Origin of the sequence: Nostoc sp. NMS9, from assembly GCF_017114995.1 — a bacterium.
Classification (GTDB): domain Bacteria; phylum Cyanobacteriota; class Cyanobacteriia; order Cyanobacteriales; family Nostocaceae; genus Nostoc.
In genome coordinates this window covers 14,289-35,916 of the sequence record NZ_JABXKL010000103.1, presented here as the reverse complement: position 1 = coordinate 35,916, position 21,628 = coordinate 14,289, and the positions used below count along the sequence as shown (strand labels likewise).

General features: G+C 42.9%; 26 protein-coding genes, 1 pseudogene and 1 riboswitch. Of the genes and pseudogenes, 10 read left to right on the top strand and 17 right to left on the bottom strand.

Annotation, left to right across the window (positions count from 1 at the left end; genetic code table 11):
• Nucleotides 1-43 precede the first annotated feature (43 nt).
• Complete coding sequence (locus tag HWQ40_RS34065) at nt 44-724, top strand: HEAT repeat domain-containing protein (protein ID WP_292786737.1); 681 nt, start codon at nt 44-46, stop codon at nt 722-724.
• Nucleotides 725-799: 75 nt separating this feature from the next.
• Complete coding sequence (locus HWQ40_RS34060; protein ID WP_292786735.1) at nt 800-1,366, top strand: phycobiliprotein lyase; 567 nt, start codon at nt 800-802, stop codon at nt 1,364-1,366.
• 292 nt (nt 1,367-1,658) lie between these two features.
• On the opposite strand, the gene HWQ40_RS34055 is transcribed toward HWQ40_RS34060, so the two are convergent.
• The gene (locus HWQ40_RS34055; RefSeq protein ID WP_292786733.1) at nt 1,659-2,162 is read right to left on the bottom strand and encodes a 2TM domain-containing protein; all 504 of its coding nucleotides are present in this window, start codon (nt 2,160-2,162) and stop codon (nt 1,659-1,661) included.
• Nucleotides 2,163-2,501: 339 nt separating this feature from the next.
• Here HWQ40_RS34055 and HWQ40_RS34050 point away from each other — a divergent pair, with 339 nt between their 5' ends.
• The 5 genes from HWQ40_RS34050 to HWQ40_RS34030 all read left to right on the top strand — a co-directional run bounded on the left by HWQ40_RS34050 (nt 2,502) and on the right by HWQ40_RS34030 (nt 6,231).
• Nucleotides 2,502-3,218 (top strand): ROK family protein, encoded by a 717-nt coding sequence (locus tag HWQ40_RS34050; protein ID WP_292786730.1) that lies wholly within the window; start codon nt 2,502-2,504, stop codon nt 3,216-3,218.
• Between the two features lie 393 nt (nt 3,219-3,611).
• The gene (locus HWQ40_RS34045) at nt 3,612-3,800 is read left to right on the top strand and encodes a hypothetical protein (RefSeq protein ID WP_292786727.1); all 189 of its coding nucleotides are present in this window, start codon (nt 3,612-3,614) and stop codon (nt 3,798-3,800) included.
• 69 nt (nt 3,801-3,869) lie between these two features.
• Complete coding sequence (locus tag HWQ40_RS34040) at nt 3,870-4,457, top strand: hypothetical protein (protein WP_292786724.1); 588 nt, start codon at nt 3,870-3,872, stop codon at nt 4,455-4,457.
• A 165-nt stretch (nt 4,458-4,622) separates the two neighbouring features.
• Nucleotides 4,623-4,835: a hypothetical protein gene (locus HWQ40_RS34035; protein WP_292786815.1), complete on the top strand. Its 213-nt coding sequence runs from the start codon at nt 4,623-4,625 to the stop codon at nt 4,833-4,835.
• Between the two features lie 133 nt (nt 4,836-4,968).
• Nucleotides 4,969-6,231: a condensation domain-containing protein gene (locus tag HWQ40_RS34030; RefSeq protein WP_292786722.1), complete on the top strand. Its 1,263-nt coding sequence runs from the start codon at nt 4,969-4,971 to the stop codon at nt 6,229-6,231.
• 344 nt (nt 6,232-6,575) lie between these two features.
• Here HWQ40_RS34030 and HWQ40_RS34025 read toward each other — a convergent pair whose 3' ends face one another.
• On the bottom strand, nt 6,576-6,701 hold the full coding sequence (locus HWQ40_RS34025) for a hypothetical protein (protein ID WP_292786812.1): 126 nt from the start codon (nt 6,699-6,701) through the stop codon (nt 6,576-6,578).
• 133 nt (nt 6,702-6,834) lie between these two features.
• Entirely contained in the window at nt 6,835-7,413 is a 579-nt protein-coding gene (locus tag HWQ40_RS34020) for an NAD(P)H-dependent oxidoreductase (protein ID WP_292786720.1), read from the bottom strand.
• 108 nt (nt 7,414-7,521) lie between these two features.
• Here HWQ40_RS34020 and HWQ40_RS34015 point away from each other — a divergent pair, with 108 nt between their 5' ends.
• Nucleotides 7,522-8,010: an NUDIX domain-containing protein gene (locus HWQ40_RS34015; protein WP_292786718.1), complete on the top strand. Its 489-nt coding sequence runs from the start codon at nt 7,522-7,524 to the stop codon at nt 8,008-8,010.
• Here the strand turns inward: HWQ40_RS34015 and HWQ40_RS34010 are convergent.
• The 3 genes from HWQ40_RS34010 to HWQ40_RS34000 form a co-directional block, all read right to left on the bottom strand.
• Complete coding sequence (locus HWQ40_RS34010; protein ID WP_292786716.1) at nt 8,007-8,741, bottom strand: amino acid ABC transporter ATP-binding protein; 735 nt, start codon at nt 8,739-8,741, stop codon at nt 8,007-8,009. The genes HWQ40_RS34015 and HWQ40_RS34010 overlap by 4 nt on opposite strands.
• Nucleotides 8,734-10,218 (bottom strand): ABC transporter permease subunit, encoded by a 1,485-nt coding sequence (locus tag HWQ40_RS34005; protein ID WP_292786714.1) that lies wholly within the window; start codon nt 10,216-10,218, stop codon nt 8,734-8,736. Before HWQ40_RS34005 ends, HWQ40_RS34010 begins: the two co-directional genes overlap by 8 nt.
• A gap of 118 nt (nt 10,219-10,336) precedes the next feature.
• Complete coding sequence (locus tag HWQ40_RS34000) at nt 10,337-10,927, bottom strand: TetR/AcrR family transcriptional regulator (RefSeq protein ID WP_292786711.1); 591 nt, start codon at nt 10,925-10,927, stop codon at nt 10,337-10,339.
• Nucleotides 10,928-10,976: 49 nt separating this feature from the next.
• Here HWQ40_RS34000 and HWQ40_RS33995 point away from each other — a divergent pair, with 49 nt between their 5' ends.
• Nucleotides 10,977-11,531, top strand: a complete 555-nt coding sequence (locus HWQ40_RS33995) for a hypothetical protein (protein WP_292786708.1) — start codon at nt 10,977-10,979, stop codon at nt 11,529-11,531.
• Here the strand turns inward: HWQ40_RS33995 and HWQ40_RS33990 are convergent.
• From HWQ40_RS33990 to HWQ40_RS33965, 6 genes and pseudogenes are all read right to left on the bottom strand, one after another.
• Complete coding sequence (locus HWQ40_RS33990; RefSeq protein WP_292786706.1) at nt 11,514-12,509, bottom strand: 2-dehydropantoate 2-reductase; 996 nt, start codon at nt 12,507-12,509, stop codon at nt 11,514-11,516. The two genes, HWQ40_RS33995 and HWQ40_RS33990, sit on opposite strands and share 18 nt — an antisense overlap.
• Before the next feature lie 223 nt (nt 12,510-12,732).
• Nucleotides 12,733-13,056 carry a hypothetical protein gene (locus HWQ40_RS33985; protein WP_292786704.1) on the bottom strand — a complete coding sequence of 108 codons (324 nt, stop codon included), beginning with the start codon at nt 13,054-13,056 and terminating at the stop codon, nt 12,733-12,735.
• A gap of 179 nt (nt 13,057-13,235) precedes the next feature.
• Nucleotides 13,236-13,407, bottom strand: a pseudogene (locus HWQ40_RS33980) (IS4 family transposase); the annotation flags it as partial.
• 9 nt (nt 13,408-13,416) lie between these two features.
• Nucleotides 13,417-14,286, bottom strand: coding sequence for an inositol monophosphatase family protein (locus HWQ40_RS33975; protein ID WP_292786701.1), 870 nt, complete (start codon nt 14,284-14,286; stop codon nt 13,417-13,419).
• Between the two features lie 354 nt (nt 14,287-14,640).
• Nucleotides 14,641-15,384, bottom strand: coding sequence for a cobalt-precorrin-6A reductase (locus HWQ40_RS33970; protein WP_292786809.1), 744 nt, complete (start codon nt 15,382-15,384; stop codon nt 14,641-14,643).
• A gap of 565 nt (nt 15,385-15,949) precedes the next feature.
• Nucleotides 15,950-16,369 (bottom strand): DUF1636 domain-containing protein, encoded by a 420-nt coding sequence (locus tag HWQ40_RS33965; protein ID WP_292786699.1) that lies wholly within the window; start codon nt 16,367-16,369, stop codon nt 15,950-15,952.
• Between the two features lie 21 nt (nt 16,370-16,390).
• Nucleotides 16,391-16,563: riboswitch (cobalamin riboswitch) on the bottom strand.
• 349 nt (nt 16,564-16,912) lie between these two features.
• On the opposite strand from HWQ40_RS33965, the gene HWQ40_RS33960 reads away from it, so the two are divergent.
• Nucleotides 16,913-18,364 (top strand): NAD(P)/FAD-dependent oxidoreductase, encoded by a 1,452-nt coding sequence (locus tag HWQ40_RS33960; RefSeq protein ID WP_292786696.1) that lies wholly within the window; start codon nt 16,913-16,915, stop codon nt 18,362-18,364.
• A 3-nt stretch (nt 18,365-18,367) separates the two neighbouring features.
• Here HWQ40_RS33960 and cobA read toward each other — a convergent pair whose 3' ends face one another.
• From cobA to HWQ40_RS33935, 5 genes are all read right to left on the bottom strand, one after another.
• Nucleotides 18,368-19,147, bottom strand: a complete 780-nt coding sequence (cobA, locus tag HWQ40_RS33955; protein WP_292786693.1) for a uroporphyrinogen-III C-methyltransferase — start codon at nt 19,145-19,147, stop codon at nt 18,368-18,370.
• Nucleotides 19,144-19,890, bottom strand: a complete 747-nt coding sequence (locus tag HWQ40_RS33950) for a sirohydrochlorin chelatase (protein WP_292786690.1) — start codon at nt 19,888-19,890, stop codon at nt 19,144-19,146. Before HWQ40_RS33950 ends, cobA begins: the two co-directional genes overlap by 4 nt.
• Nucleotides 19,891-20,080: 190 nt before the next feature.
• Nucleotides 20,081-20,758: a pentapeptide repeat-containing protein gene (locus HWQ40_RS33945; RefSeq protein ID WP_292786687.1), complete on the bottom strand. Its 678-nt coding sequence runs from the start codon at nt 20,756-20,758 to the stop codon at nt 20,081-20,083.
• Between the two features lie 55 nt (nt 20,759-20,813).
• A complete protein-coding gene (locus HWQ40_RS33940; RefSeq protein WP_292786684.1) occupies nt 20,814-21,035 on the bottom strand; it encodes a hypothetical protein in 222 nt (73 codons plus the stop codon).
• A 192-nt stretch (nt 21,036-21,227) separates the two neighbouring features.
• A complete protein-coding gene (locus HWQ40_RS33935; RefSeq protein WP_292786681.1) occupies nt 21,228-21,611 on the bottom strand; it encodes a DUF4359 domain-containing protein in 384 nt (127 codons plus the stop codon).
• Nucleotides 21,612-21,628: the final 17 nt, after the last annotated feature.

The following is a 21,628-nucleotide window of genomic DNA, read 5'->3' as shown; positions in this document are numbered from 1 at the left end:
GATCGGGTAAATTAAGATAAGTAAAGAAAACGCTTTGAACTAAATGGCAGCTCTAAGCTTACAAGAAATTTCTACTCAGCTAGAAAGTCCGAATTTACGCGATCGCATGGTAGCCCTTGCTAATCTGCGTCACGTTGCAGCTGAGGATGCAGTACCTTTGATTAAAAAGGTACTAGACGACGAATCTTTGCAACTGCGATCGATGGCAATATTTGCTCTAGGAATCAAGCCAACACCAGAATGTTATTCTATTTTGGTAAAAATTCTCGAAAATGATCCTGATTATGGTATGCGCGCTGATGCCGCTGGTGCTTTAGGATATTTGGGTGATGCCAGAGCCTTTGAGGTACTTTCACGGGCATTTTATGAAGATACTGATTGGCTAGTACGTTTTAGTGCAGCTGTTTCTCTAGGTAATATTAAAGATCCCCGTGCCCGTCAAATTCTTCTTCAGGCATTGGATAGCAAAGAAGTAGTGTTGCAACAAGCTGCAATCTCTGCACTGGGAGAAATTCAAGACATCGAATCTGTAGATAAGATCCTGCGCTTCGCCGAATCAGATGATTGGTTAGTTAGGCAGCGTTTGGCAGAAGCTTTGGGAAATCTTCCCACTCCCAAGAGTGTCTCAGCTTTAAAATACCTGGAAAAAGACAATCATTTCAACGTTGCTGAGGCAGCCAGAATTGGCCTGAAGAAGCTTGAGGAAATAGGCAATCAAGCTTAATATTAAAGCCTCCTGCTACCTTTTAATAATAATTAAGTGGGAATTTTAGCATTTTGATGCAGGGTAATTTCATTCATGAATATTGAAGAGTTTTTTCAGTTAAGTGCTGGTAAATGGTTTTCTCATCGTACTAGTCAACATTTGGCTTTTAACCAATCGGAACATAGCAAGTCAGATATCATCATTGAGGCGCTGGCAGTAGATCATCCAGAAGCCGTCAAGCTGTGTCAAAATTACAACATTAATCCTAGTTCTGCTTCCTGTGCTACCAAAATTACCTGGAACGGCACAATGGACAAGGATCAAACAAAACATAGTGGTTCAACTGTATTAGTTTCAGTACCTGATGCGGATAATCCGGCCCAAGGCAGGTTACTGCGAGAAATAGTTGATGTCAATAAAACTCCAGTTGCCGGACGCTATAAAATTGACAGTGATGGTGCTTTGATCCTAACTACAGAGGATGAAACCATCTTCTCAGAGGAACGCCTGTGGTTTGCTAGCCCCAATTTGCGAATGCGGGTAAATGTCCTCAAGAGTTTTGGTGGATTTAGTATCACTTCCTTCACTTCTGAGATTCGTATGGGTGGCTTTCCACCAGCCGAGAAGGCTTCCGAGGCGGTTAATTCAGTATCTAGTTAGTTTGATCGCAAAACATTCCGCCCGTTTCTGACTATGGTGTACACACAAGTCAAATTACCCCCCTTAATCCCCCCGATGCATTGGGGGAAAACCGGAAAATCTAGTTCCCCCCTTGGAAAGAGGGGAAACAGGAATCTAGTTCCCTCCCCTTAGAAAGGGGAGAGTTAGGGTGGGGTAAAACTGACGCGAAAAACCAGATTCATAAACTACTTCAGACTTGTGTGTACACCGTAGCCGTTTCTGGGGGAATAAAGTAGAGATGAATTAGCGTTAGCGTTAGAGAAAGTTTTGATTAAGCCTGTAATACCTTAAACCACTTATTCAAAACTGTGCTGATGGTTTTCTTAATCTGATGGTTACGACTCCACTTTTGGAATGCCATTTCATACTCTTCGCCTTTAATTTGAAAGGTATTCCAGACATCAAGCCCTACAGGCAATCCGCAGAATAGCAAAATGTAGAGCGACCAAGAAATTCCGCCACCAGTGATTAAATCAAGCAGTATAAAAAAGCCATTGAAAATTGCATATTTGCTTAAACGCTTCTGAAATCTTCTGATACGGTAGGCGTCAAAAGCTTTTCGCTGTTGAACTTGACCCTGTTGTAATACCCAATCGCGTTCTGCTAATTTTAAAGACTCAGGTGAAATTTCTAACTCAGCAGCAATTTCTAATATATGCTCATAAGAAAATTCTGTGTCTTTATCATCTGCTTGACGAGCGATCGCTAAGTGCAGAATTTGTTGGACATCTTCTTGTCTATACGAGCGGATGCTTTGAGGTTCAAACGCCGTCATAATTCTTTCTCTTATATTACTTTCAATAGAAATTTGCTGCCCGATAGATTTTAAGCAGCTACGCCAGTACTATCTCTATTATTCTTAGATTAACAAATCTAGATGCTGTCCGGCATCGAATGTATGGGATTTTTAACTTTGGGCATCGGGTACAAGAGGCAGAGGGGCAGGGGAGCAGAGGGGCAGAGGCGAAAAACTTACTGCAACTTCTCCCTTGCTGCCCTGCTCCCCTGCTTCCCCATATCCCTAGCAATATAAAGACTCTCCAAATATCCAGATATGATCAAACGCAGCAGAGCATAATAACGAAATAACAAGTATTAACAAGGATGTAACTCAATGGTTAAAGAAAATGGATCGATTCGTACCCTATCAGTTGATATTGGCGGTAGTGGCGTTAAGGCTATGGTTTTGGATATTACGGGAAATCCTGTAACGGAAAGGGCGCGTTTAGATACACCGCAACCTGCGACACCAGAGGTTGTAATTAATGCAATTGTGGTGTTAGCAGCGGCTCAAGGTGAATTTCATCGCGTTTCGGTCGGTTTTCCTGGTGTGGTACGATGTGGAGTCACAGAGACAGCGGTAAACTTACATCCAGATTGGATCGGATTTGATTTGGAAACAGCATTATTAAAACACTTAAACAAGCCTGTACGGGTGATTAATGATGCAGATATGCAGGGGTTTGGTGCGATCGCAGGTAAAGGTGTCGAATTGGTGATTACTCTGGGTACGGGGTTTGGTTCGGCTTTATTTCTAGATGGTAAGCTAGTACCAAATATGGAAATGGGGCATCATCCGTTTCGCAAAGGAGAAACTTTTGAGCAGCAGTTGGGGCGTGCAGAGTTAGAAAAAATTGGTGAGAAAAGATGGAATAGGCGTTTAGAAAAAGCGATCGCATCTTTGCAACATCTGTTTAATTATGACTACCTTTACATTGGCGGTGGTGAAGCTGTGAGAGTGAATTTACAGCTACCGTTAAATGTCAAACTTATCCCCAATATCACTGGTTTATTAGGCGGTATTGCTTTGTGGCGAGATGAAAAAAGGTAAAAATTTTTTCAATATCCACAACTAAGAGTACTAAGCGATATCTAAGGGCAGCCTACGCCTACACGCTTTTTGATTAAGGTACATCCTTTCTCAAAGTTTCAAAATGATCCCTCTTTACATCCTCAAATACCGAATAATAGTGTTGACAATAGTTATCTATGAAGCCCACTGTGCTTACTGCTTGTCTGCGCGGCGTAACATCCCTGTTACTTACTGTTTCCGGTTTTCTTTCTGAGAAAACTTTCCCCGTAGTAATAAAAGAGGGATAACATCACTCGATAACTGACTTTACCACCGAACCGCTCAGTGGTGCTGTGTCGAATGGTACTAAGAAAAGCTCTAAGCTATGCAGGATAAGCGCTACAGATTTTAAAGCTATTGAACAATGTCGGGATGGGGCAGACGATTGTCCTTGATGCAGTGCTGCTCCCCTCGCCGCCTTCTCTACGAGACGCTCCGCGAACGGCATCGCTGTTTTCGTTCAGCGCCCTTTGCGATCGCCTGCGGCGGGCGGGTACGCCATCGCTGTGCCTGATAGAGACAGTGGAATTAGATGTACGGGTTGCCCAAAATTTATTTTAGATAGGAAAAGCTTACTCGTTCATGAAATACTTTCATTGATACGAATAAGCCAACAACATAAATACCACTGTGACACTACGAGTACGAATTCTCAAGGATAAATTTACTCAAAGTTTGGGATTGCCTTTTAAAGAGCTATTATCATCTTCTGTAATTGAGCAAGCCATGAATGAGCTAAAAATTAGATATTATCAGCGATTGTTTGACCCAATCGTAACGATTTGGGCATTTTTATCTCAGGTTTTGGATAGTGATAAAAGTTGCCATAATGCAGTCAGTAAAGTCATTACTTATTTGGCTGGCTTGGAAGTAGAAATCCCCTCTCTTCGAGACGCTCCGCGAACGACGGATACAAGTGCCTATTGTCAAGCTCGGTCAAGATTACCAGAAACATTATTACAAAAACTTTTTCATAAGACTGGGGAAAGTTTGTCAGAAAAAGTGACAACAGAATATTTATGGTGTGGTCGAAACGTCAAGGTGATAGATGGGTCTACAGTATCAATGCCAGACACTATTGAAAATCAGAAAGCATACCCTCAGCCCAAGACTTCACTTGCCTGGATGTGGATTCCCCATTGCGAAAATTGGTGTGATATTCAGTTTGGCAACAGGTGCTGCTGTTGCTTTAATTATCGATGTTCTGAACACCCATGATATTCAACTAGCAAGAAAGGTGTACAGTTTACTCAAACCCAATGAGGTGCTTTTAGGAGATAGAGCATTTTGCGCTTATGCTGATTTAGTTGCGATTAAAAAATGTGATTGTGATGCAGTATTTCGTAAGCATCAAGCCCGGAAAACATCCATGAGAAATCCGAATTGTTAGCCGCAACTTCAACAAAACGTCTTCAAATTTATCGCACGTTACTTAAAGTTATTGCTCACAAAGCTGTGAGCGATCGCCCAGGTAGAAGTGAACCACGAGTCCGCAAACGTCGCCCAAAAATTTACCCCTTGATGACCAAACCCCGGCACGAATTACGAAATATGAAAGCAAACAGCTTAATTTACAAGTGTTTCAGCTTTTCTTAGTTCCATTCATCTGCCGCCGCTTATCTTATCGGTTTCACGATGCGTTTAATGTTGCGATGTCTTGCTCGATAACGTTGTTCAAATACTTCTCTGTCGTAATTCAGTTTCTGTCGAGAAGCAATAGGAGTCACTCATGGAACGGTATTTAGGTGCATTTGAACATTCATTTTGGCTCTACAACCAGTTTTATCCAATGGATTTTGCCACCGTTGCGAAACTTCAGGGGCAGTTCAGTGTCGATCAACTTTCGACGGTACTCAGGCAAGTTCAGCAACGCCATCCGCTGCTGCGAGTCCGCATCGCCCCTGACGCGATCGGACAGCCTAAATTTGTCGAAACCGACGACGAAATTCCGCTGCGGCTGGTCACGAGAACGGACAAGTGGCAGTGGCAAGCAGAACTCGAAGTCGAACTGGCTCGCTCGTTGGATTGGCAGGTTGCATCCTTACTGCGAGTCGTGCTGCTGCAATCGGGGGCTGAATCCGAACTGATGATTATTTGCCATCATGCGATCGCAGATGGGTTATCTGGCGTTTATCTGATGCGAGATATTGTCCAAGGATTAGGAGGCAAAATATTTGAGCGATCGCACCTTTGTGCGGCATTATCGCTCGAATCAGCGCTTCCTGGCATCGAACCCTGGAAAGAAGCTACTCCTAAGCCCACGGACTATATACCACCCCTGTCTCGTCGTCCCCCACCCCACATTCGCACCGTTGTCCTCTCTCCCGAACTCACCCAGCAACTGATCCAACGCAGTCGAGCCGAACACACAACCGTACACGGTGCAATCAGCGCGGCGTTCTTGCTCACGCTCACTCAGCAAGACGTTAAACCCAGCGATGTGATGCGATGTTTACACCCGGTCAACGTGCGATCGCATCTATCCTTGCCGATGCCAGATGGAGTTGGGCTTTATTTTTGCTTGTGTATGACGACTCATTTTCTTCAGGCGGATTCTGCGTTTTGGGACGTTGCGCGATCGGTCAAATCTCAACTCTCACAAATCGACATTGCCCAGCAGTTAGTCGAGGAGCGCCAACTCCGACAACCCGCAATGGCGAATCTCACCGATGCCACTGCCTTTGCTGAAGCAGCGCGATCGCAATATCCCTGTCAACTAACCATCACAAATCTCGGGCGCATCGAGATGGCTCAACAATACGGCAACATTCGGATTGAAGCACTCCATGCACCTGCTGTCATGCTAAGTGTGGTAGGGCGGATTGTTGGAGTTGCGACCTTGGGCGATCGCCTCGCCCTCACGATTTCATCTACACCACTGATGGATGTGGATCGGGCCCAGAGTGATCGGGCTGCAACTGCCTTTTTATCGGCAGGAGTGAAGCGTTTAGAACTTGCAGTAGTACAGGAAGTTGCATCCAAAGCTGCCTAGCGCACATCACGCAACATTCTGAAGTCACAACCTTCCGCAGCTCATCAATCACAAATTCGCCAGCACCATAAGAATCTGACAAATCATTGTAAGAATCTGAAAGAAGTTGGGCAATGGAACTCATTACGATTTAGATAGAAAGAACCAAGAGAATTCCACCCAGACAGTATCGCAAATAGAGCAATATACAACTGCGAAAGACTTGTACCACACAGATTGGAGTTGCTACAAACCCAATTGCGATCGCAAGAGAGCGGGCGGGTACGCCATCGCGACAGTCACATTAATATTAGAGATCAAATCATGAACGAATGGCACGCTTGAAAAGCTGAAACCCTTTTGGTTTAAGCAGTTTGCAATTGCTTGCGTAATTCATTCCTTGGTTTTGTCATTAAGGGGTAAGCTTTTGGACGACGTTTACGAACGCGTGGTTCGTTTCTAGCAGGGCGATCGCTTCCATGACACTGCATCAAGGACGACCGCCTGACTCCTCCTCCACTGTTCAATAGCTTTCAAAGCTATAGCCCTTATTCCGTATAGCTTAGAGCAATTCTTAGTGCCATTCGGTGCTGTGTCTTTAACCAAAGAGGGACTGCATAAAATTTAGTTAAGCTTCAGCAATATCTTTGTTAAGCCATCGCCTAACAGCTCAATAGATTCTTGCTGTTTCGGATCTTTTAACGTGCCATCAGCATTAAAGGCTTCGTAAGCTTTGGGTAAGGCTATCTGGTCAGGAAGTACTAAAACTTTGATGTTTCCCAAAATAGACCGCAGGTGAACCAACCCCCGCAAACCACCAAGAGCACCTGGGGAAGCGCTCATAATAGTAGCAACTTTACCTGCAAAAGCAGCTAACGGTGCTTCGTTTGGGGCTGGACGGGATGCCCAGTCAATGGCATTTTTCAAAACTGCTGTGAGTGAGCTGTTATATTCCGGCGAAGCAATCAGCAATCCTTGATGAGAAATTAGCAAATCCTTGAAAGTACGGGCGTTGGCTGGTAGTCCTTCTTGAGCTTCCAAATCTTCATCATAGAGAGGTAAAGGCAAATCGCGGAGGTCTATATAAGTCACTTCTGCACCTGCTGCCTTAGCGCCAGCCGCCGCGATTTTTACCAATTTTTTGTTGTAAGAATCAATCCGGGTGCTGCCTGCAAAGGCGAGGATTTTAGATGTAGATGCCATAATTCTAGGTTGAATGGGAAGGATTAACCTGTTCAGCTGCATTATCCTGTTTTCAGGCGATCGCTATTTACTACCTTTAGAGTTTCTTTACAAACTTTCTCTCAGATTATGGCGAATTGGTCAGATTCTTATCTAGGCAAGTTACGACAAGTTGTAGGCGATCGCCTACTTCTATTATTTGGCGCACGTGTGATTATTGAAGATAGCTTGGGGCGCGTTTTGTTGCAAAAGCGGAGTGATTTCAAACTTTGGGGGCTACCTGGCGGTTGTCCTGAAGTAGGTGAATCTGCTGAAGAATGTTCAGCACGAGAGGTTTTTGAAGAAACTGGTTTAACGGTTAAGCGTTTTGCAGCTGTGGGATTTTCTTCCAACCCAGCCTTTGAAGCTGTAACTTATCCCAATGGCGATCGCGTCCAAAACTTCATTTTAATTTTGCGAGCCGTTGAATGGTCAGGCAGTCTCGGTTGCTTAGATGGAGAATCGCTGGCGCTGGAATTTTTTGATTTGGCGGACTTACCTACGTTAATGCCAAACGATCGCCCCGTTTTGGAAAAGTTTCAAGAATACAAAAAAAGCGGCGAATTTCTGATGTTTTAAAGCATTTTTTCCAAGAATTGCTTGGCGCGATCGCACTGAGGATTTTGGAAAAACTCGTCAGGAGTAGTATCTTCTGCTAAACTTCCCTGGTCGAGGAAGATAATCCGATTGGCAACTTCTCTGGCAAAGCCCATTTCATGAGTAACGATGGCCATTGTCATTCCCGATAGCGCTAAAGCTTTCATCACTTCCAGCACATCCTTAACCATTTCTGGATCTAGCGCAGAAGTGGGTTCATCAAACAAAATCATCTCTGGTTCCATTGCTAATGCCCTGGCGATCGCTACTCGCTGTTTCTGTCCCCCAGATAGTTTGGACGGATAGACAGATGCTTTTGGCTCTAAACCTACCTTAGCAAGCAATTCTAAGCCGTGTTCTTCTGCTTTTTGCTTGTTTATTCCTTTCACCTTTATGGGCGCGTAGGTGACATTTTGCAGCACATTCATGTGGGGAAACAAATTAAAATGTTGAAATACCATCACCAAATGCTGGCGCACCTTAGCAATGTTTGCCTTGGGCTTGGTAATTTCTTGGTCGTGAAAGTAGATTCTTCCTCTAGTGGGTTGTTCTAGCAAGTTTATGCATCGCAAAAATGTAGACTTACCTGAACCAGAAGGGCCTAGTATGGCAACCACTTCCCCCTGATAAAACTCAGTGGAAATATCTTTGAGTACGTCGAGTTTGCCAAAGGATTTAGATAAGAATTCCGTGCGAATTACTACATTACTCACTTTCCCGTAACCTCTTTTCTAAAGCGGATGCACCCAAGGTCATACCCATTACCAAAACATAGTAGATTAACCCTGCAAATAGCAGTGGTTCAAAATAAATATACTTATTTGCACCAACGATTTGGGCGCTGCGTAATATTTCCACCACCCCAATGGTTGACACCAGCGCGGAATCTTTGAGCAATCCGATAGTTTCATTTACCAATGCTGGGAGAATGTTCTTTAATGCTTGGGGCAAAATCACATCCCACATCATCAACCAATAGGGAACACCCATAGACATCGCCGCTTCACTTTGCCCTTTATCCACCGCCTGAATCCCACCCCTGATGGTTTCCGACATATAAGCGCCAGAATTCAGCGTAAAAGTTAGCACCCCAGCCTCCAATGCGGAAATGTCATAGCCTGTAAGTTGGGGTGTTGCGTAGTAAACTAATGCCAACTGTAATAGCAAAGGTGTACCTCGAAAAACAGAAGTGTAGGCGTTAGCAACCCAGGTAAGCGGCTTGATGCCGAGAATTTTTAATAGAGATAGGATTGTTCCCCAGATTAACCCCAAGGTTACAGATAATAGGGTGAACAACAAAGTTAAAGGGATTCCCCGCAGAATAAAGGGAATATCTGGAAGAATTCTGGTGAAGTCAAGATTCAATCCGCCTTTGGCAGGAGTTGAGGATACAGGATTGGCGGTAACATTCTGTGAAAACCATTTGGCGACAAGTTTATTCAATGTGCCGTTGTCTTTCATTTGTTGAAGGACTTTGTTAAACGGTTCTACAAAAGAAGAACCTTTGGGAAAAGCGATCGCTGATCCACTTGCCTCCTCTGAAGGAATAGTATTAAATTCTAAATCTGGGTTAGCTTGAGCGAATCCCTTAGCGACGGTATCTTCAACAATTGCTGCATCAATTCGCCCAGATTTGATTTCCTGAACTACTTCCGGCACTTTGTTGAGTTGCTTTAGCTGAATACCCGCAACTTTTTTAGCAATTTTCTGAGCATTTTGTTCTTGTATAGTTCCTAGTTGTACCCCAACCTTTTTTCCTGATAAGTTTTGGGGCTGTTTCAGGTTGCTACCTTTAGGAGCGACAATTGTATCTTTGGCTTCGTAATAAATAATTGAAAAATCAATATTTTTCTGACGTTCTGGAGTCGGAGTCATCCCAGCCATTACAAAGTCAGCGCGATTTGCTTGGAGTGCAGGGATTAATCCATTAAAATCGGATTCCATTATTTGAAGTTTAAACCCTAGTTTTTCAGCAAGGGTTTTGGCAATATCTATATCAAAGCCAACGATTTGGCGATCGCCTCCTTTTGTATCATAAAACTCATAAGGGGGATAATCTGGGGAAGTAATCATCGTCAGCGTGTCTTTCCCTAAAGGTGAAGCAGCTTTTAGAGAATTACTATGTCCGATGATGCTGATTCCTACTACTGTTAGAACCAGTATCGTTAATAGCCATACTTTTTTTTTCATGAACTTGGTATTTCTTTAGAGACAGCCTCTAAGAAAGAAGGGTCATATTAGCAGCTAGCCAAATATTTTAGTGTATCTAGAAGTTTTGTGCAGAAGCTTTTGAATCTGAATTTATTTTTTAAACTACTTTATCTCTGAGCAGAAAATCTAGAAGACGGCGAACATAAGCACCCCACGATTCAGCACCAGGTGGAAAAACTGATGCATAAAGCATAATACTGCTGATTGTGTCGAAAAATAAATCAGAATCGGCATCTGCCTGAAGTTCACCTCGTTCCTTCCCACGTTGTAGCACGATCGCAAAAGCTTCCCGTCGAGGCTGTAGATATTTTGTCCAATACATCTGAGCGAACTGAGGATTGGTTAATGCAGTGCTAACAATCATAGCAACAGTCTGTTTTCCTAAAGAATTGAGTGTAAGTTGTGCAGCACTCTCAATCAGAGAATCGATGTCACCCCAGAAACTCCCTGTATCAGGTATCACAACTTCTTGTCTAAGACTTTCAATCGCATCTGCAATTAACTCTTCCTTAGAATTATATCGTCGATAAATCGTAGTTTTGCCTACTCCAGCACGGGCAGCGATCGCATCAACACTCATCTGAGTAAAACCAACCTCTATGAGTAAATCAATTGTCGCTTGCAGAATTGCCTGATGAGACTCAACACTGCGAGGTCTTCCAGGGCGCTTTTTAGCAGGTTCACTCATATAGCAATAACTTCATATTAATTTTTATTTCTGACAACTACCAATGTGATTGACATTTGTATTTAATATTATCGATACTAATGGTATCGATAATATTATTCACAGACCTATGTCTTTGCGAACTCGACCCCAATATACCAGCAAAAATAGCACTCAAACTTTACGTCAAGGGCTAGAGGAATACTACACGGTCAATTTCGATCTCACTCATCCCAGCACTCAACCAGAGGATTTTGCCAAAATATTGCTTGCCCATGATGCTAGTCACGTCATTTATGGCTGTGACACAGATATGTATGATGAACTTAAGATTTTGCCGCTAACATTTTGGACAAGTGACTTCAAATTTAGAGATTGGTTGCGTGAGCGCCAAAATCCATCTGTAGATGTGATGTATGAAGACTTGATCAAACGTCATGGTATGATTGGTTTGTACAGCTCCATCTTTTTGGAATTACTGCGATTAATGCCAGAGTTGATTTCAATGTGGCGAAAAACTCGCAATCATCAGATTTTCGTCCCGTTTCTTAACTTTGAACCAATGTTAGACCGTTCACTGTTAGAAATTCGTCAAGAGTTTGACCTTTTACCTTTCATTAAATAGACTTCTTTGTTTGGTCGCCTCCAGCAGCTTGACGCTGGCATAAATAGCATCAATATAAGGTGTGGGAATTTGAGTAAGTTTTCCCAATTCTGTGACTGCGCCAACAATAGCGTCTATCTCCGTAGCGCGTCCGGCTTCAATATCTTGTAGCATTGAGGTTTTATGGGCACCAACGTTTTCTGCGCCATTAATTCGCTGTTCCAAAGTAATGCCAAACTTTATACCCAAATTTTCTGCGATCGCTTGAGTTTCTGTCATCATTTGCCACGCTAATTCGCGGGTGAGGGGATAGCGGCAAATATCCTCTAAAGTAGCACCAGTTAAAGCACTGAGCGGATTAAATGCCACATTACCCCACAACTTGATCCAAATTTCGGTGCGAATTTGATTGCGGATTGGTGCTTTGAATCCTGCCTGTTTTAAAGTTTGTGCCAATAATTGGATGCGTTCTGTTTTAGTGCCGTCGATTTCACCAAGAGTAAAGCGATCGCCTTCAATATGTTTAATTACACCTGGTTCAATTATCTCAGTTGCTGGGTAAACCACACAACCGATAGCACGTTCAGCACCGATACTAGCTTCAATAATCCCATCTGGGTCAACAGATTGAATCCGCGTACCTTCATATTCACCGCCATGCTGACGAAAGTACCACCAAGGAACGCCATTTTGGGCTGTCACCACCATTGTATGAGGATTGTACAGTGCAGGGAGAAAAGGTGCGATCGCGGGTACACTGTGAGCCTTAACAGTTAAAATTACTACATCTTGTGTCCCTGCTGACTGAATATCACTAGTTGCCAAAGTTGGGGTAGCAATTTGGCTGGAACCGTCTGCCATGAGTAACTTCAGCCCATTTTTTTGAATTGCCTCCAAATGATAACCACGCGCGATTAGTGTCACCTCTTCACCTACCAGTGCCAGTTTTGCCCCTAAATATCCACCAATCGCACCAGCGCCAACAATACAGATTTTCATTTTGTCAAAAGAAATATTAAGTCGTAGAAGACGGTATCCAGTCGTTTGTGATCTAGACAGAATACCTTGAACTAGCTTACCTTCAACATCAACCTGTGGATGTAACAGTACCCATCGGTGAAAGGTTAAGATAAAGCACCTTTTGTCAATTGGTTAAAATACTCAAAATAGTTTTTGTGATAATGATAATCGTGTGTGGGTAGAGAATGGGGCAGGTAGGGAATTAAGTTGGGTTATTTCTAATTAATTGCAAAAGTATTGACTCAAGACTTTGTAATGCTGCGTTTGTGGTGCGCTGATGTTCTTCAAAATTCCGTTGATGTTCTTCAAAATTCCGTTGATGTTCTTCAAAATTACGCTGGTGTTGTTCGTGGCTATCGCGTAATTCAAGCAGTACGTCATCTAAAATCGCACTACGACTCAGAACTCGGTCAACGTTGTTGGCGAGTTCATTTAGTTGTTGTTGGGTGGCGGCTTGTCGCTCTGCCACACCTAAAAGGATTTCTTCGATGCGGTCGATTCGGTTTGGGAAAGGTGCGTCGGTCATTTGCTTTTTCTTCTGAACTCCTACAATTTTACTTTTTGATTTGATTTAAAGAAATGTCGTCAAACAGGCATACACCAAATAAAGTTCTATCGCGGTCATTGTCTAAGCCATGACTGAAAATTAGCTGTATCTCCATCAGTGAGAGGTTAGAATGATTGCACTAATGTCTGCGATGGTGCAGGAAAAGGAGACAAATCCAGCTTTGAGACTGGCTTTCGCAGCGCTTTGACGACTCCTAAATCTTGATTTTCTTTTGCAGCGAAGTACTTAATAGGGTCATCCGCCTTACCTTTGTCATAGGCGACACTAAAATGGTACAAACAATCGAAAAATCATCTCCAAACCGATATTGATTAACCCTCAAACAGCTACGCTTTGCAGCGCTGACAGCAGGTCTTGATGAACAGATTTTGAGGCAGCTACGAGCAATCCAGGCATACTATACTTTTGACAAGTATGCAGTGGCGGTAAAGTCGAACCGTCCAGAGTAGTTACAATCCAGCCAGCCTCTTTTGCAATAAAAGCGAGTGCAGCACTATCAAGAAATTTGCCCGATTTAATGACTGCTCCACTCAAATCGCCACTGAGAATACCATTGAGATTGGGAATTTGAATATCACTAGAGTAATCAGCCGCTATATCGATTACTTGATATCGATCTTTTAATAAATGTGCGATGGAATTCATTCCCCATCCCAACAAAATAGAAGGTTTGGCGGATGTTATATCTAATGGGGCACAAGCTTCTAAGTTCATCTCCAGCGTGCCTTTAAAAGCACCTTCACCTCGAAGGGCGTAAAAATAAATATTTTGGGCAGGAGAAATGGCAATTACTGCTTCAAAGTCATCTGCATTTAGAATACTGAGAATAATTTGGTAATTAGAATGTCCATCCATATAAAATTTCGTGCCATCAATCGGGTCAAGTGTTACTAAGTAATCACCTTCTGAACCGAGTTCGGTAGCCCGAAAATATTTGGTATTATTAGAACTTTCATATTCTTCACCATAAAAGCGAATATCTGGAAAAGTTCCTAGTAATACTACTTCTACTAGATTTTGAATAGCCACATCTGCATCAGTAAGTGCAGCACTAAAAAAGTTGTTTGCTTGTTCTTTGGCAGGAAGTGCAGCAATTTTTGGTTGTAGAAAATGGGCATAGGCTGCTGCTACTTTGAGATGGGGGAGTAAAGTCTCTAAAATTAATCGAGTAGTTGGGGTTGTGGACATTGCAGCAAACTCCTTTTAGAAATAATCTACCGTTGGCAGGGCGATAGAATTCTATATCTAAATAAAATTACGGTATCATTTTGATGCAATGATATCACCGTTGCTATATTACTTTAATCTGTATGTCTCAAAGAGCCTATAGAGAGATCGCAAGTTTTCTCGTAAATTTAAGGGTTTAAGACCGAACGTCAACACTTAGTACAGCATTTCATTAATTCATAGCGAATTAAAGAAAGGCAATACCCTACAATGCCAATGCGTCGGCTTGCATTGTTAATGCGGCGGCCGCCTTGTTAATGCGTTCTCCTGCATTAAAAACGCTACGCTTTTACGCAAAACTGTACTTAGTTAAAGTTACCCTACAAAGCGATCTAATAACCACGCCAAAGCAGCATCAACATTACTAACCTGCTCCCCTGGCGGTATGGCTGGACGATTTACCATCACAATCTTCACGCCCATTTCTCGCGCTGCAATAATCTTGGGCTTTGTAGCATTGCCACCGCTATTTTTACTGACAATGGTATCAATGTTATTCTGAATCAGAATTTGTCTCTCATTCTTGAGGGTAAAGGGCCCGCGATCGCACAATACCATCCCCGACGGTACTAAAGCATCATCGCCAGGAGGGTCAATCATCCGCATCAAAAACCAAATTTTCTCCAAGTGAGCAAAAGCGGCTAGTTCTTGTCTACCAACTGTCAAAAATACCCGCTGTGCCTGGTTTTGCAGGGCTGTTGCTGCGGCTGCAACACTATCAACTTCAATCCAGCGATCGGCACTTACTTTTTCCCAAGGCGGGCGAATTAACATCAGACGGGGTATTCCAACTTCCGTTGCCGCATCTGCTGCATTGAAGGAAATCTGAGTTGCAAAAGGATGGGTTGCATCAATTAATAAGTCGATTTCCATGACTTGCAGATAGCTAGCCAATCCAACCGCACCACCGAAGCCTCCAACTCGCAAATCGCCCAACGGTATTGACGGTTCGCGGGTGCGGCCAGCCAGAGAAGTGATTACTTCTAACCCTTGGATAGTTGTAACTTTGGCAGCTAGTTCTGCTGCATCACCCGTCCCACCCAAAATTAAAACGCGCATCATTAGATATCTTGCAAAAGTCCCTAACACCCCACAGCTTAATCCCTCCCCTTAGTAAGCTACGGTGTACACACAAGTCCTTCTGACCCCCTCTAGCTCCCCCTTAGCAAGCAGGGCTGTTTCATTAGACCTCTTGCATAAGTCGAATAGACCCCCCTTAATCCCCCCGATATATTGGGGGGAAACTTGAAACTTTGCCCCCTCCCCTTCACAAGGGGAGGGTTGGGGAGGCGTGATTCAAGGATTTTTGCAAGAGGTCTATTCCATTTCAAACAGGATTTGTCAAGATGGTTAGCAAGAAAATTGTAAGTAAGGGTGACGATGAGATGAACATTTAAGCACTTAAATACCAGTAAAATAGTTCATTATCTCAGCACGCTGGTAACAAAATAACCAATTTTTAATTGCTAGAACCCTTGATTTTTAAAGCTCTTTGGGGAATGAAACAGCCCTGCCCTTAGCCTTGGGGAGAACCGGATATTTCCCCCCAAGGCATCGCGGCGCGGGGATTAAGGGGGGTAAATCCAGGGAGTGGGGTTCAAATTTTGTGATTTCTGCAAAAGGTCTATTGAGATAAAGGTGGAATCTTTGCTAAAACGCCCTTTTTCATTGCTTCTGGACGCTCTGACCAAGGCAGTAAACCATCTGCTTTAGCATAGTATTGACTGGCACATTTCAGTACCGCAGAAGCACTCCCATCAACGGCTAAATCACCAAATAAATATGTTAATTTGCCTTTGGCACTAAAGGCGACTACACAAGAACGATTACAAGCACTCATGCATTCAACTTCCTGAATCGGAAATTCATCTCGTAAGTCCCAATCTTGTGCAAGCTCCTGAAGTTGGTGTAGAAGTTTTTCACCACCACTTTCACCTAAGCGTTTTCCATTTTGCCAAACACTGGCACAGGTTTTGCAAACAAATAAAGTATGTTCAGCAACACCCAAGGGACTAGTTGGGGAAATATTTACAGTAGTAGTCATCTGTACCTCGCAGATATGTGAAACTAATAAATCTATTTCGGCGGGCATCCTGACTCACTCAATTTGAGATTTTCGATTTAGTTTTTTAATCTCAAATTGGTTCACAGTTGCGGGACAGCGCCGGATTTGCACCGAACTTTCCCCGTTACCTCTGGTAGCTGACTCCCACCAGAACCGAATAACCTTATCGATCATACACTAGCGTTATCGGAGAATACGAAACAATAAGCTTTGCGCCAACACAGCAATTTTCATTATGATAATAATTATCGCTATCATTAAAAATTATACAAAATTTCCAGTAAAAGATATGGTTTTTGTATCTCTTTAATTTTGATGAATTAGGAGCTTGCGAAGGCGCTTGCATACGAAAATGGAGAAGCAGTTATTAGACAAAGAACTTGTTAAAAAATAGAACCAGGAAATAGCGATCGCACTCGAAGAAGATGTTTGTTTGAGTCGCTTGCAGCTGAAAAAGTTGAGAAACACCTGTCGTTTGACATCGCCGGAAGTTTGCACCCAAAACTTCAAAGGAATAAGAACATGACATTGAAAAACTGGAATCGCCGCGAATTATTATGGGGCGCAAGCCAATCAGCATTGGCATTACTCGTTCTCGGTCGGGCATCTGGGCAAGTGGTGGCGGCAAGCAAACCGACCTCAGTGCTGGTTCTCGGTGCGGGTCTGTCTGGTTTATATACAGCATTGTTGTTAGAAGCCAAGGGTTTCTCTGTGACGGTTTTAGAGGCACGCGATCGCGTCGGTGGTCGGGTCCATACTTTAGACGATCTCCCCGGTAAGCCAGAAGCAGGGGCACAATCTTTGAGCGAAAAATATCGGCGCTTGTTAGCATTGGCGGAACGCTTGCAAGTCCCAACGGAGCCAAGCCTTGGCTTAGACAAGGAATCGCTGCTGTATATTAGAGGACAAGCAGTACTGCCAAAAGACTGGGCTATTTCTGCCGCTAACCAGTTAGCAAACAGCGAACATTCTCTACTTCCCCAAGAATTGCTAAGTCATTATCTCCGCAAACACAATCCCCTAGAAAATGCGATCGCTTGGCTCAACCCGAAATATTCATTTCTAGATATTCCCCTAGACAAGTATCTCCGCGCTCAAGGTGCCTCAAATGAAGCTTTACGATTAATCAACTTTAATCCAGGTTCTTTATTCAACAATATAAATACTACCTCTGCGCTATGGGCATTACGGAATGACCAGCGCGCCCAAACTCGCAGCCAGCACCCAATGCATATACAGAGTGGTAACAGTCGTTTGCCAGAAAAGATGGCAGCCTCTCTCAAGTCTCCTGTGCAGCTAAACAAAGTGGTAGAGTCGATTCGTTCTCAGGCAACGAGTGTAAAAGTTTACTGCTCAGATGGTTCAAAGTTCGATGCTGATTATGCTGTGGTGACGTTGCCGTTTTCGGTGCTGCGCCAGGTAGAAATAACCCCACCATTACCAAAAATACAGGCACAGGCGGTACAGGAATTGCCCTACACAGCAGTGACGCAAATTCGCTTTCAGGTTGGTCATCCATTCTGGGAAACTGATGGCTATCCGCCGATGATGTGGACAGACTCACTACTTGAAAGTGTATTGCCGGTTCGGGATAAGCAGGGGCGAGTGCAAAGCTTAGTCTGCTGGGCAAATGGAACTAATGCCAAGCAGTTGGATGCCATGAGTGCAGACGCATTAGCCAAATATGTTTCGTCGCAACTGACGCGAATTCGCCCTGGAACAGAGGAAAATGTCGAGATTCTGCGCGTTGTTTCTTGGGGACGCGATCGCTATGCTCTGGGTGCTTATTCCCACTTTGCCCCCGGACAAATCCGGCGCTTTCAAGACAAAATGGCTAAACCCTGGCAGCGAATTCATTTTGCAGGCGAACATACTGCGATCGCATCTCCGGGGATGGAATCGGCACTGGAATCGGGAGAGCGAGTCAGCAGCGAGATTTTGGCTCGCATTGGTTTGTTATCGCCCCAAGCATGACAATCAAACTGGACGACAACCAGATAAAATACTGTGCATATTCACTACTTGTCCAATAACTGCGATCGCAGGCGCACCAAATCCAGTTTCCTCTACCTGTTTGACAATTGTCTCTAAAGTACCAATCAATTCTTCTTGTTCTGGTCGTGTACCCCAGCGCACCAAAGCAATGGGCGTTTCTAAATTCAACCCAGCTGCACTTAATTCTTCCACAATATAAGGCAGATTGTGAATTCCCATATAAATTACAATCGTTTCGGAACCGTGAGCGATCGCACTCCAATTCACTTGCGGTCTATACTTACCCACCGCTTCATGGCCAGTGACAAATGTCACTGACGAACTATACAGCCGATGCGTCAAAGGAATACCTGAGTATGCTGCTGCTGCAATCCCCGAAGTGATACCTGGCACGACTTCCGTTGAGATTCCAGCTTTGACTAATTCTTCCATCTCTTCGCCACCGCGACCAAATATAAAGGGATCGCCACCCTTGAGTCGCACTACAATTGCATGATCCTGCGCTTTATCAATCAGCAATTGAGTTGTTTCTGACTGCAACAACGAATGTCTCCCCGCACGTTTACCAGCATTAATTTGCTCGGCTTGGGGATTAATCATTGCCAAAATTGCCGGACTCACCAAGGCATCATAGATGACTACATCTGCACATTCCAACAAACCTTTCGCCTTCAAGGTTATTAGTCCTGGATCTCCTGGCCCCGCACCTACTAAATAAACCTTTCCCAAATACTTGTTCCTCTCTGTCATTGTGCGGTTCATCTATCTGTTAAATCCCAAATTAGCTCGGCTAATTCTGCACTTGCTCCCAGTGGTTTTGCCAGTTGGAAATTCACCGCAGAAAATTGTAATTTTAGCTCCTCTATTGAGGTGGCGATCGCATCGGTTATTCCACCAGCGAATAAAAAGTATGGCAATATTGCAATTTCCCGATAACCAGCAGTTACCAACTCTTTCACCCGTGATTCTAAACTAGGAGGCCCAGCCCAATAAGCAGTCACAGCTCCCAAACTCGCCGCCATTGCTTCCACAGTTTTTTGCGAACCTGGGCGACGGCTACCATGAGCTAAGAGAATCCATGCTTCTGCTTTTATAGCAGCTATTTGCTTTGCCAGCAATTTCTCTAAATTGGGATGAGAACCTAAATATGGTTGCAACTCAATGATCATATCTTGACCAGCAGCCTGTTGTGCGAGTGCTACTTCGGCGGGAATGTCTGTCATGACATGCACTCCCGGCAGTAGAAATAGCGGTACAATTTTAAGGCGATTCTCATTTTGAGACAGTGGGCAATCGCCAAAAGCGCTTTTAGCAAATTGTTGAATCTGCTCGTGTAAAGGCTGAGGACTCATTTCTAGAGCAGCGATGCCAACCAAATGTTCCCTATTTACTGAGTTGTGGTTTATTGGCAATTTGTGACGTACAAGCCTAGCTAGTTGCTGCATAGCAATTTCTGGGCGCGGGTCACGACTTCCGTGAGACAATAGCAAATAGGCAGATGACATCGGCAAAGCTTGAACTCTCAGTTACTATCCTTATTTTAAGATGAAGCTGGGGATAATTAAGTAATCTGGTAATTATTGAAACTGCGATCGATTGCTAACAATGCCTTCGCCAAAAAAAGAGATGAAGAGAGAGCTTATGTAGTAGAGTTGTTATCTTCCACAACGACAACTCAAAACTTTCTTCCAATTTTTATGCCTTATCCATCGTTTCTTCATCAACAGCTTTAACTATTACATTTGCATACCTTTGAAGAATGTAAGCAGCTTGGAATACATCTAAAATTGCACCTTGAAGCTGATTTATATTAATTTGTAAACCTTCTATGTTAGAACCTCGAAAATCTGTATTTTTAAATTTAGCATCAGTAAGGATAACATTATTCATTTGGCAATTTAGAAATTTTACATTCATTAGAGAAGATTCTATAAATGTAGAATCTTCAAGGATACAATTTTCAAAAATAGCATTATCAAATTTACTTGAATTAAATTGTGATAATCTTCCTTGACAGCCTTTAAAAATAACATTTTTAAATCTAGACTTTATTGCTTGAAATCCCAGCAACCTACAGTTAATAAATTCAACTCTATTAAGTGAACCTTCTTCCCATTCAGTATTGGCAAAATCACTTTTGGCAATTCTAACATCTTGTAGAGTAAGTTTTTTAAAGTAAGTATTTATAGCTTTAACATTATCAAAATATGCATACTGAAAATCTACTCCTTTAGTTCCCTCAATCTGGAAATTTGATAAATGTACATTTTTATAGCTCTCTAATTCATATAATTGATTATCTGGTATACCCTTATTCATTGTTTCATATAAAGGTAAATTAGGAGGATCAATAGCTTTATGTTTGCTAGGCATATTTTTTTACTTGAAATAATTTAATTTAGAAAATACGTTATAAATGCTCTAATAGTCAAGTAAAATTATTCAACATCGCCACCATCAAAGTGCCTGTTGTCAATGCAAGCACAACTCGCTTGGGAAGATCAGTTTGTCTGCGCAATCCCCAATAATCCAGCATCGCCCCCAGCCAAACAGGAATTAGAAATGCAGCAAGTAAGAACAATAGCTCTGTTCGCGGCATATTTTGACTCTTAAACTGTGCGTTGGTTACAAATCCTTCTGGAATAGCCACAAACCATTGGTGTCAGCTTAAGCCCAAACCCTTTTAATACCTACTTTCCAGCCTCAATACGCTTCAGTTAAGGATAATCGTAGGTTAGGTTTCACTTCGTTCAACCCAACATCAAGCATTAATTGTTGGGTTTCGTTCCTCAACCCAACCTACGCAGTCTTCTTAATCACTTTTATATTCTCCCCTTACTCCTTATTGTTCTTCGGCAGTGTAAGTATAAAATTGATTAAAAGCTCCTACCGTTTCAAATTTGTACGAAGGTATCCAGGAATTTATTTTTAAATCTGTACGGTAAACACTAAAAATAACGTAATTTTGTCTTTCTGTAGTCTTGGCAATAACTTCTTGGATTTGCGGGCTAGCCGAGTCAACCAATTTATCGCAATTAAAACGGATTAAATTTTCTATAATATTCGTAGTTTTTTTACATACATCGGTTTTTAAGTATTTTGTCAGGCGTTGAACTGCATATTCTTCATATTCAACCTGACCGGGATTGGTTTTCGCCATTGTCACACCCAAGGCGGCGAGGCCTACTGCTGCTCCAGTATACGCGATGATGGTCAATGGTTTCATATTTCCCAAGTAAAATT

Coding starts and splice junctions, on each gene's coding strand:
- HWQ40_RS34025 (WP_292786812.1), bottom strand. CDS start 6,701: ATGCAGTGTCATGGAAGCGATCGCCCTGCTAGAAACGAACCACGCGTT.
- HWQ40_RS33990 (WP_292786706.1), bottom strand. CDS start 12,509: ATGAAAATCTGTATTGTTGGCGCTGGTGCGATTGGTGGATATTTAGGG.
- HWQ40_RS34055 (WP_292786733.1), bottom strand. CDS start 2,162: ATGACGGCGTTTGAACCTCAAAGCATCCGCTCGTATAGACAAGAAGAT.
- HWQ40_RS33960 (WP_292786696.1), top strand. CDS start 16,913: ATGACATTGAAAAACTGGAATCGCCGCGAATTATTATGGGGCGCAAGC.
- HWQ40_RS34000 (WP_292786711.1), bottom strand. CDS start 10,927: ATGAGTGAACCTGCTAAAAAGCGCCCTGGAAGACCTCGCAGTGTTGAG.
- HWQ40_RS33970 (WP_292786809.1), bottom strand. CDS start 15,384: ATGCGCGTTTTAATTTTGGGTGGGACGGGTGATGCAGCAGAACTAGCT.
- HWQ40_RS33945 (WP_292786687.1), bottom strand. CDS start 20,758: ATGCCTAGCAAACATAAAGCTATTGATCCTCCTAATTTACCTTTATAT.
- cobA (WP_292786693.1), bottom strand. CDS start 19,147: ATGAACCGCACAATGACAGAGAGGAACAAGTATTTGGGAAAGGTTTAT.
- HWQ40_RS33985 (WP_292786704.1), bottom strand. CDS start 13,056: ATGACCGACGCACCTTTCCCAAACCGAATCGACCGCATCGAAGAAATC.
- HWQ40_RS34015 (WP_292786718.1), top strand. CDS start 7,522: ATGGCGAATTGGTCAGATTCTTATCTAGGCAAGTTACGACAAGTTGTA.
- HWQ40_RS33950 (WP_292786690.1), bottom strand. CDS start 19,890: ATGTCATCTGCCTATTTGCTATTGTCTCACGGAAGTCGTGACCCGCGC.
- HWQ40_RS34005 (WP_292786714.1), bottom strand. CDS start 10,218: ATGAAAAAAAAAGTATGGCTATTAACGATACTGGTTCTAACAGTAGTA.
- HWQ40_RS34020 (WP_292786720.1), bottom strand. CDS start 7,413: ATGGCATCTACATCTAAAATCCTCGCCTTTGCAGGCAGCACCCGGATT.
- HWQ40_RS33965 (WP_292786699.1), bottom strand. CDS start 16,369: ATGACTACTACTGTAAATATTTCCCCAACTAGTCCCTTGGGTGTTGCT.
- HWQ40_RS34045 (WP_292786727.1), top strand. CDS start 3,612: ATGGGGCAGACGATTGTCCTTGATGCAGTGCTGCTCCCCTCGCCGCCT.
- HWQ40_RS34050 (WP_292786730.1), top strand. CDS start 2,502: ATGGTTAAAGAAAATGGATCGATTCGTACCCTATCAGTTGATATTGGC.
- HWQ40_RS34030 (WP_292786722.1), top strand. CDS start 4,969: ATGGAACGGTATTTAGGTGCATTTGAACATTCATTTTGGCTCTACAAC.
- HWQ40_RS34065 (WP_292786737.1), top strand. CDS start 44: ATGGCAGCTCTAAGCTTACAAGAAATTTCTACTCAGCTAGAAAGTCCG.
- HWQ40_RS33975 (WP_292786701.1), bottom strand. CDS start 14,286: ATGTCCACAACCCCAACTACTCGATTAATTTTAGAGACTTTACTCCCC.
- HWQ40_RS33935 (WP_292786681.1), bottom strand. CDS start 21,611: ATGAAACCATTGACCATCATCGCGTATACTGGAGCAGCAGTAGGCCTC.
- HWQ40_RS34060 (WP_292786735.1), top strand. CDS start 800: ATGAATATTGAAGAGTTTTTTCAGTTAAGTGCTGGTAAATGGTTTTCT.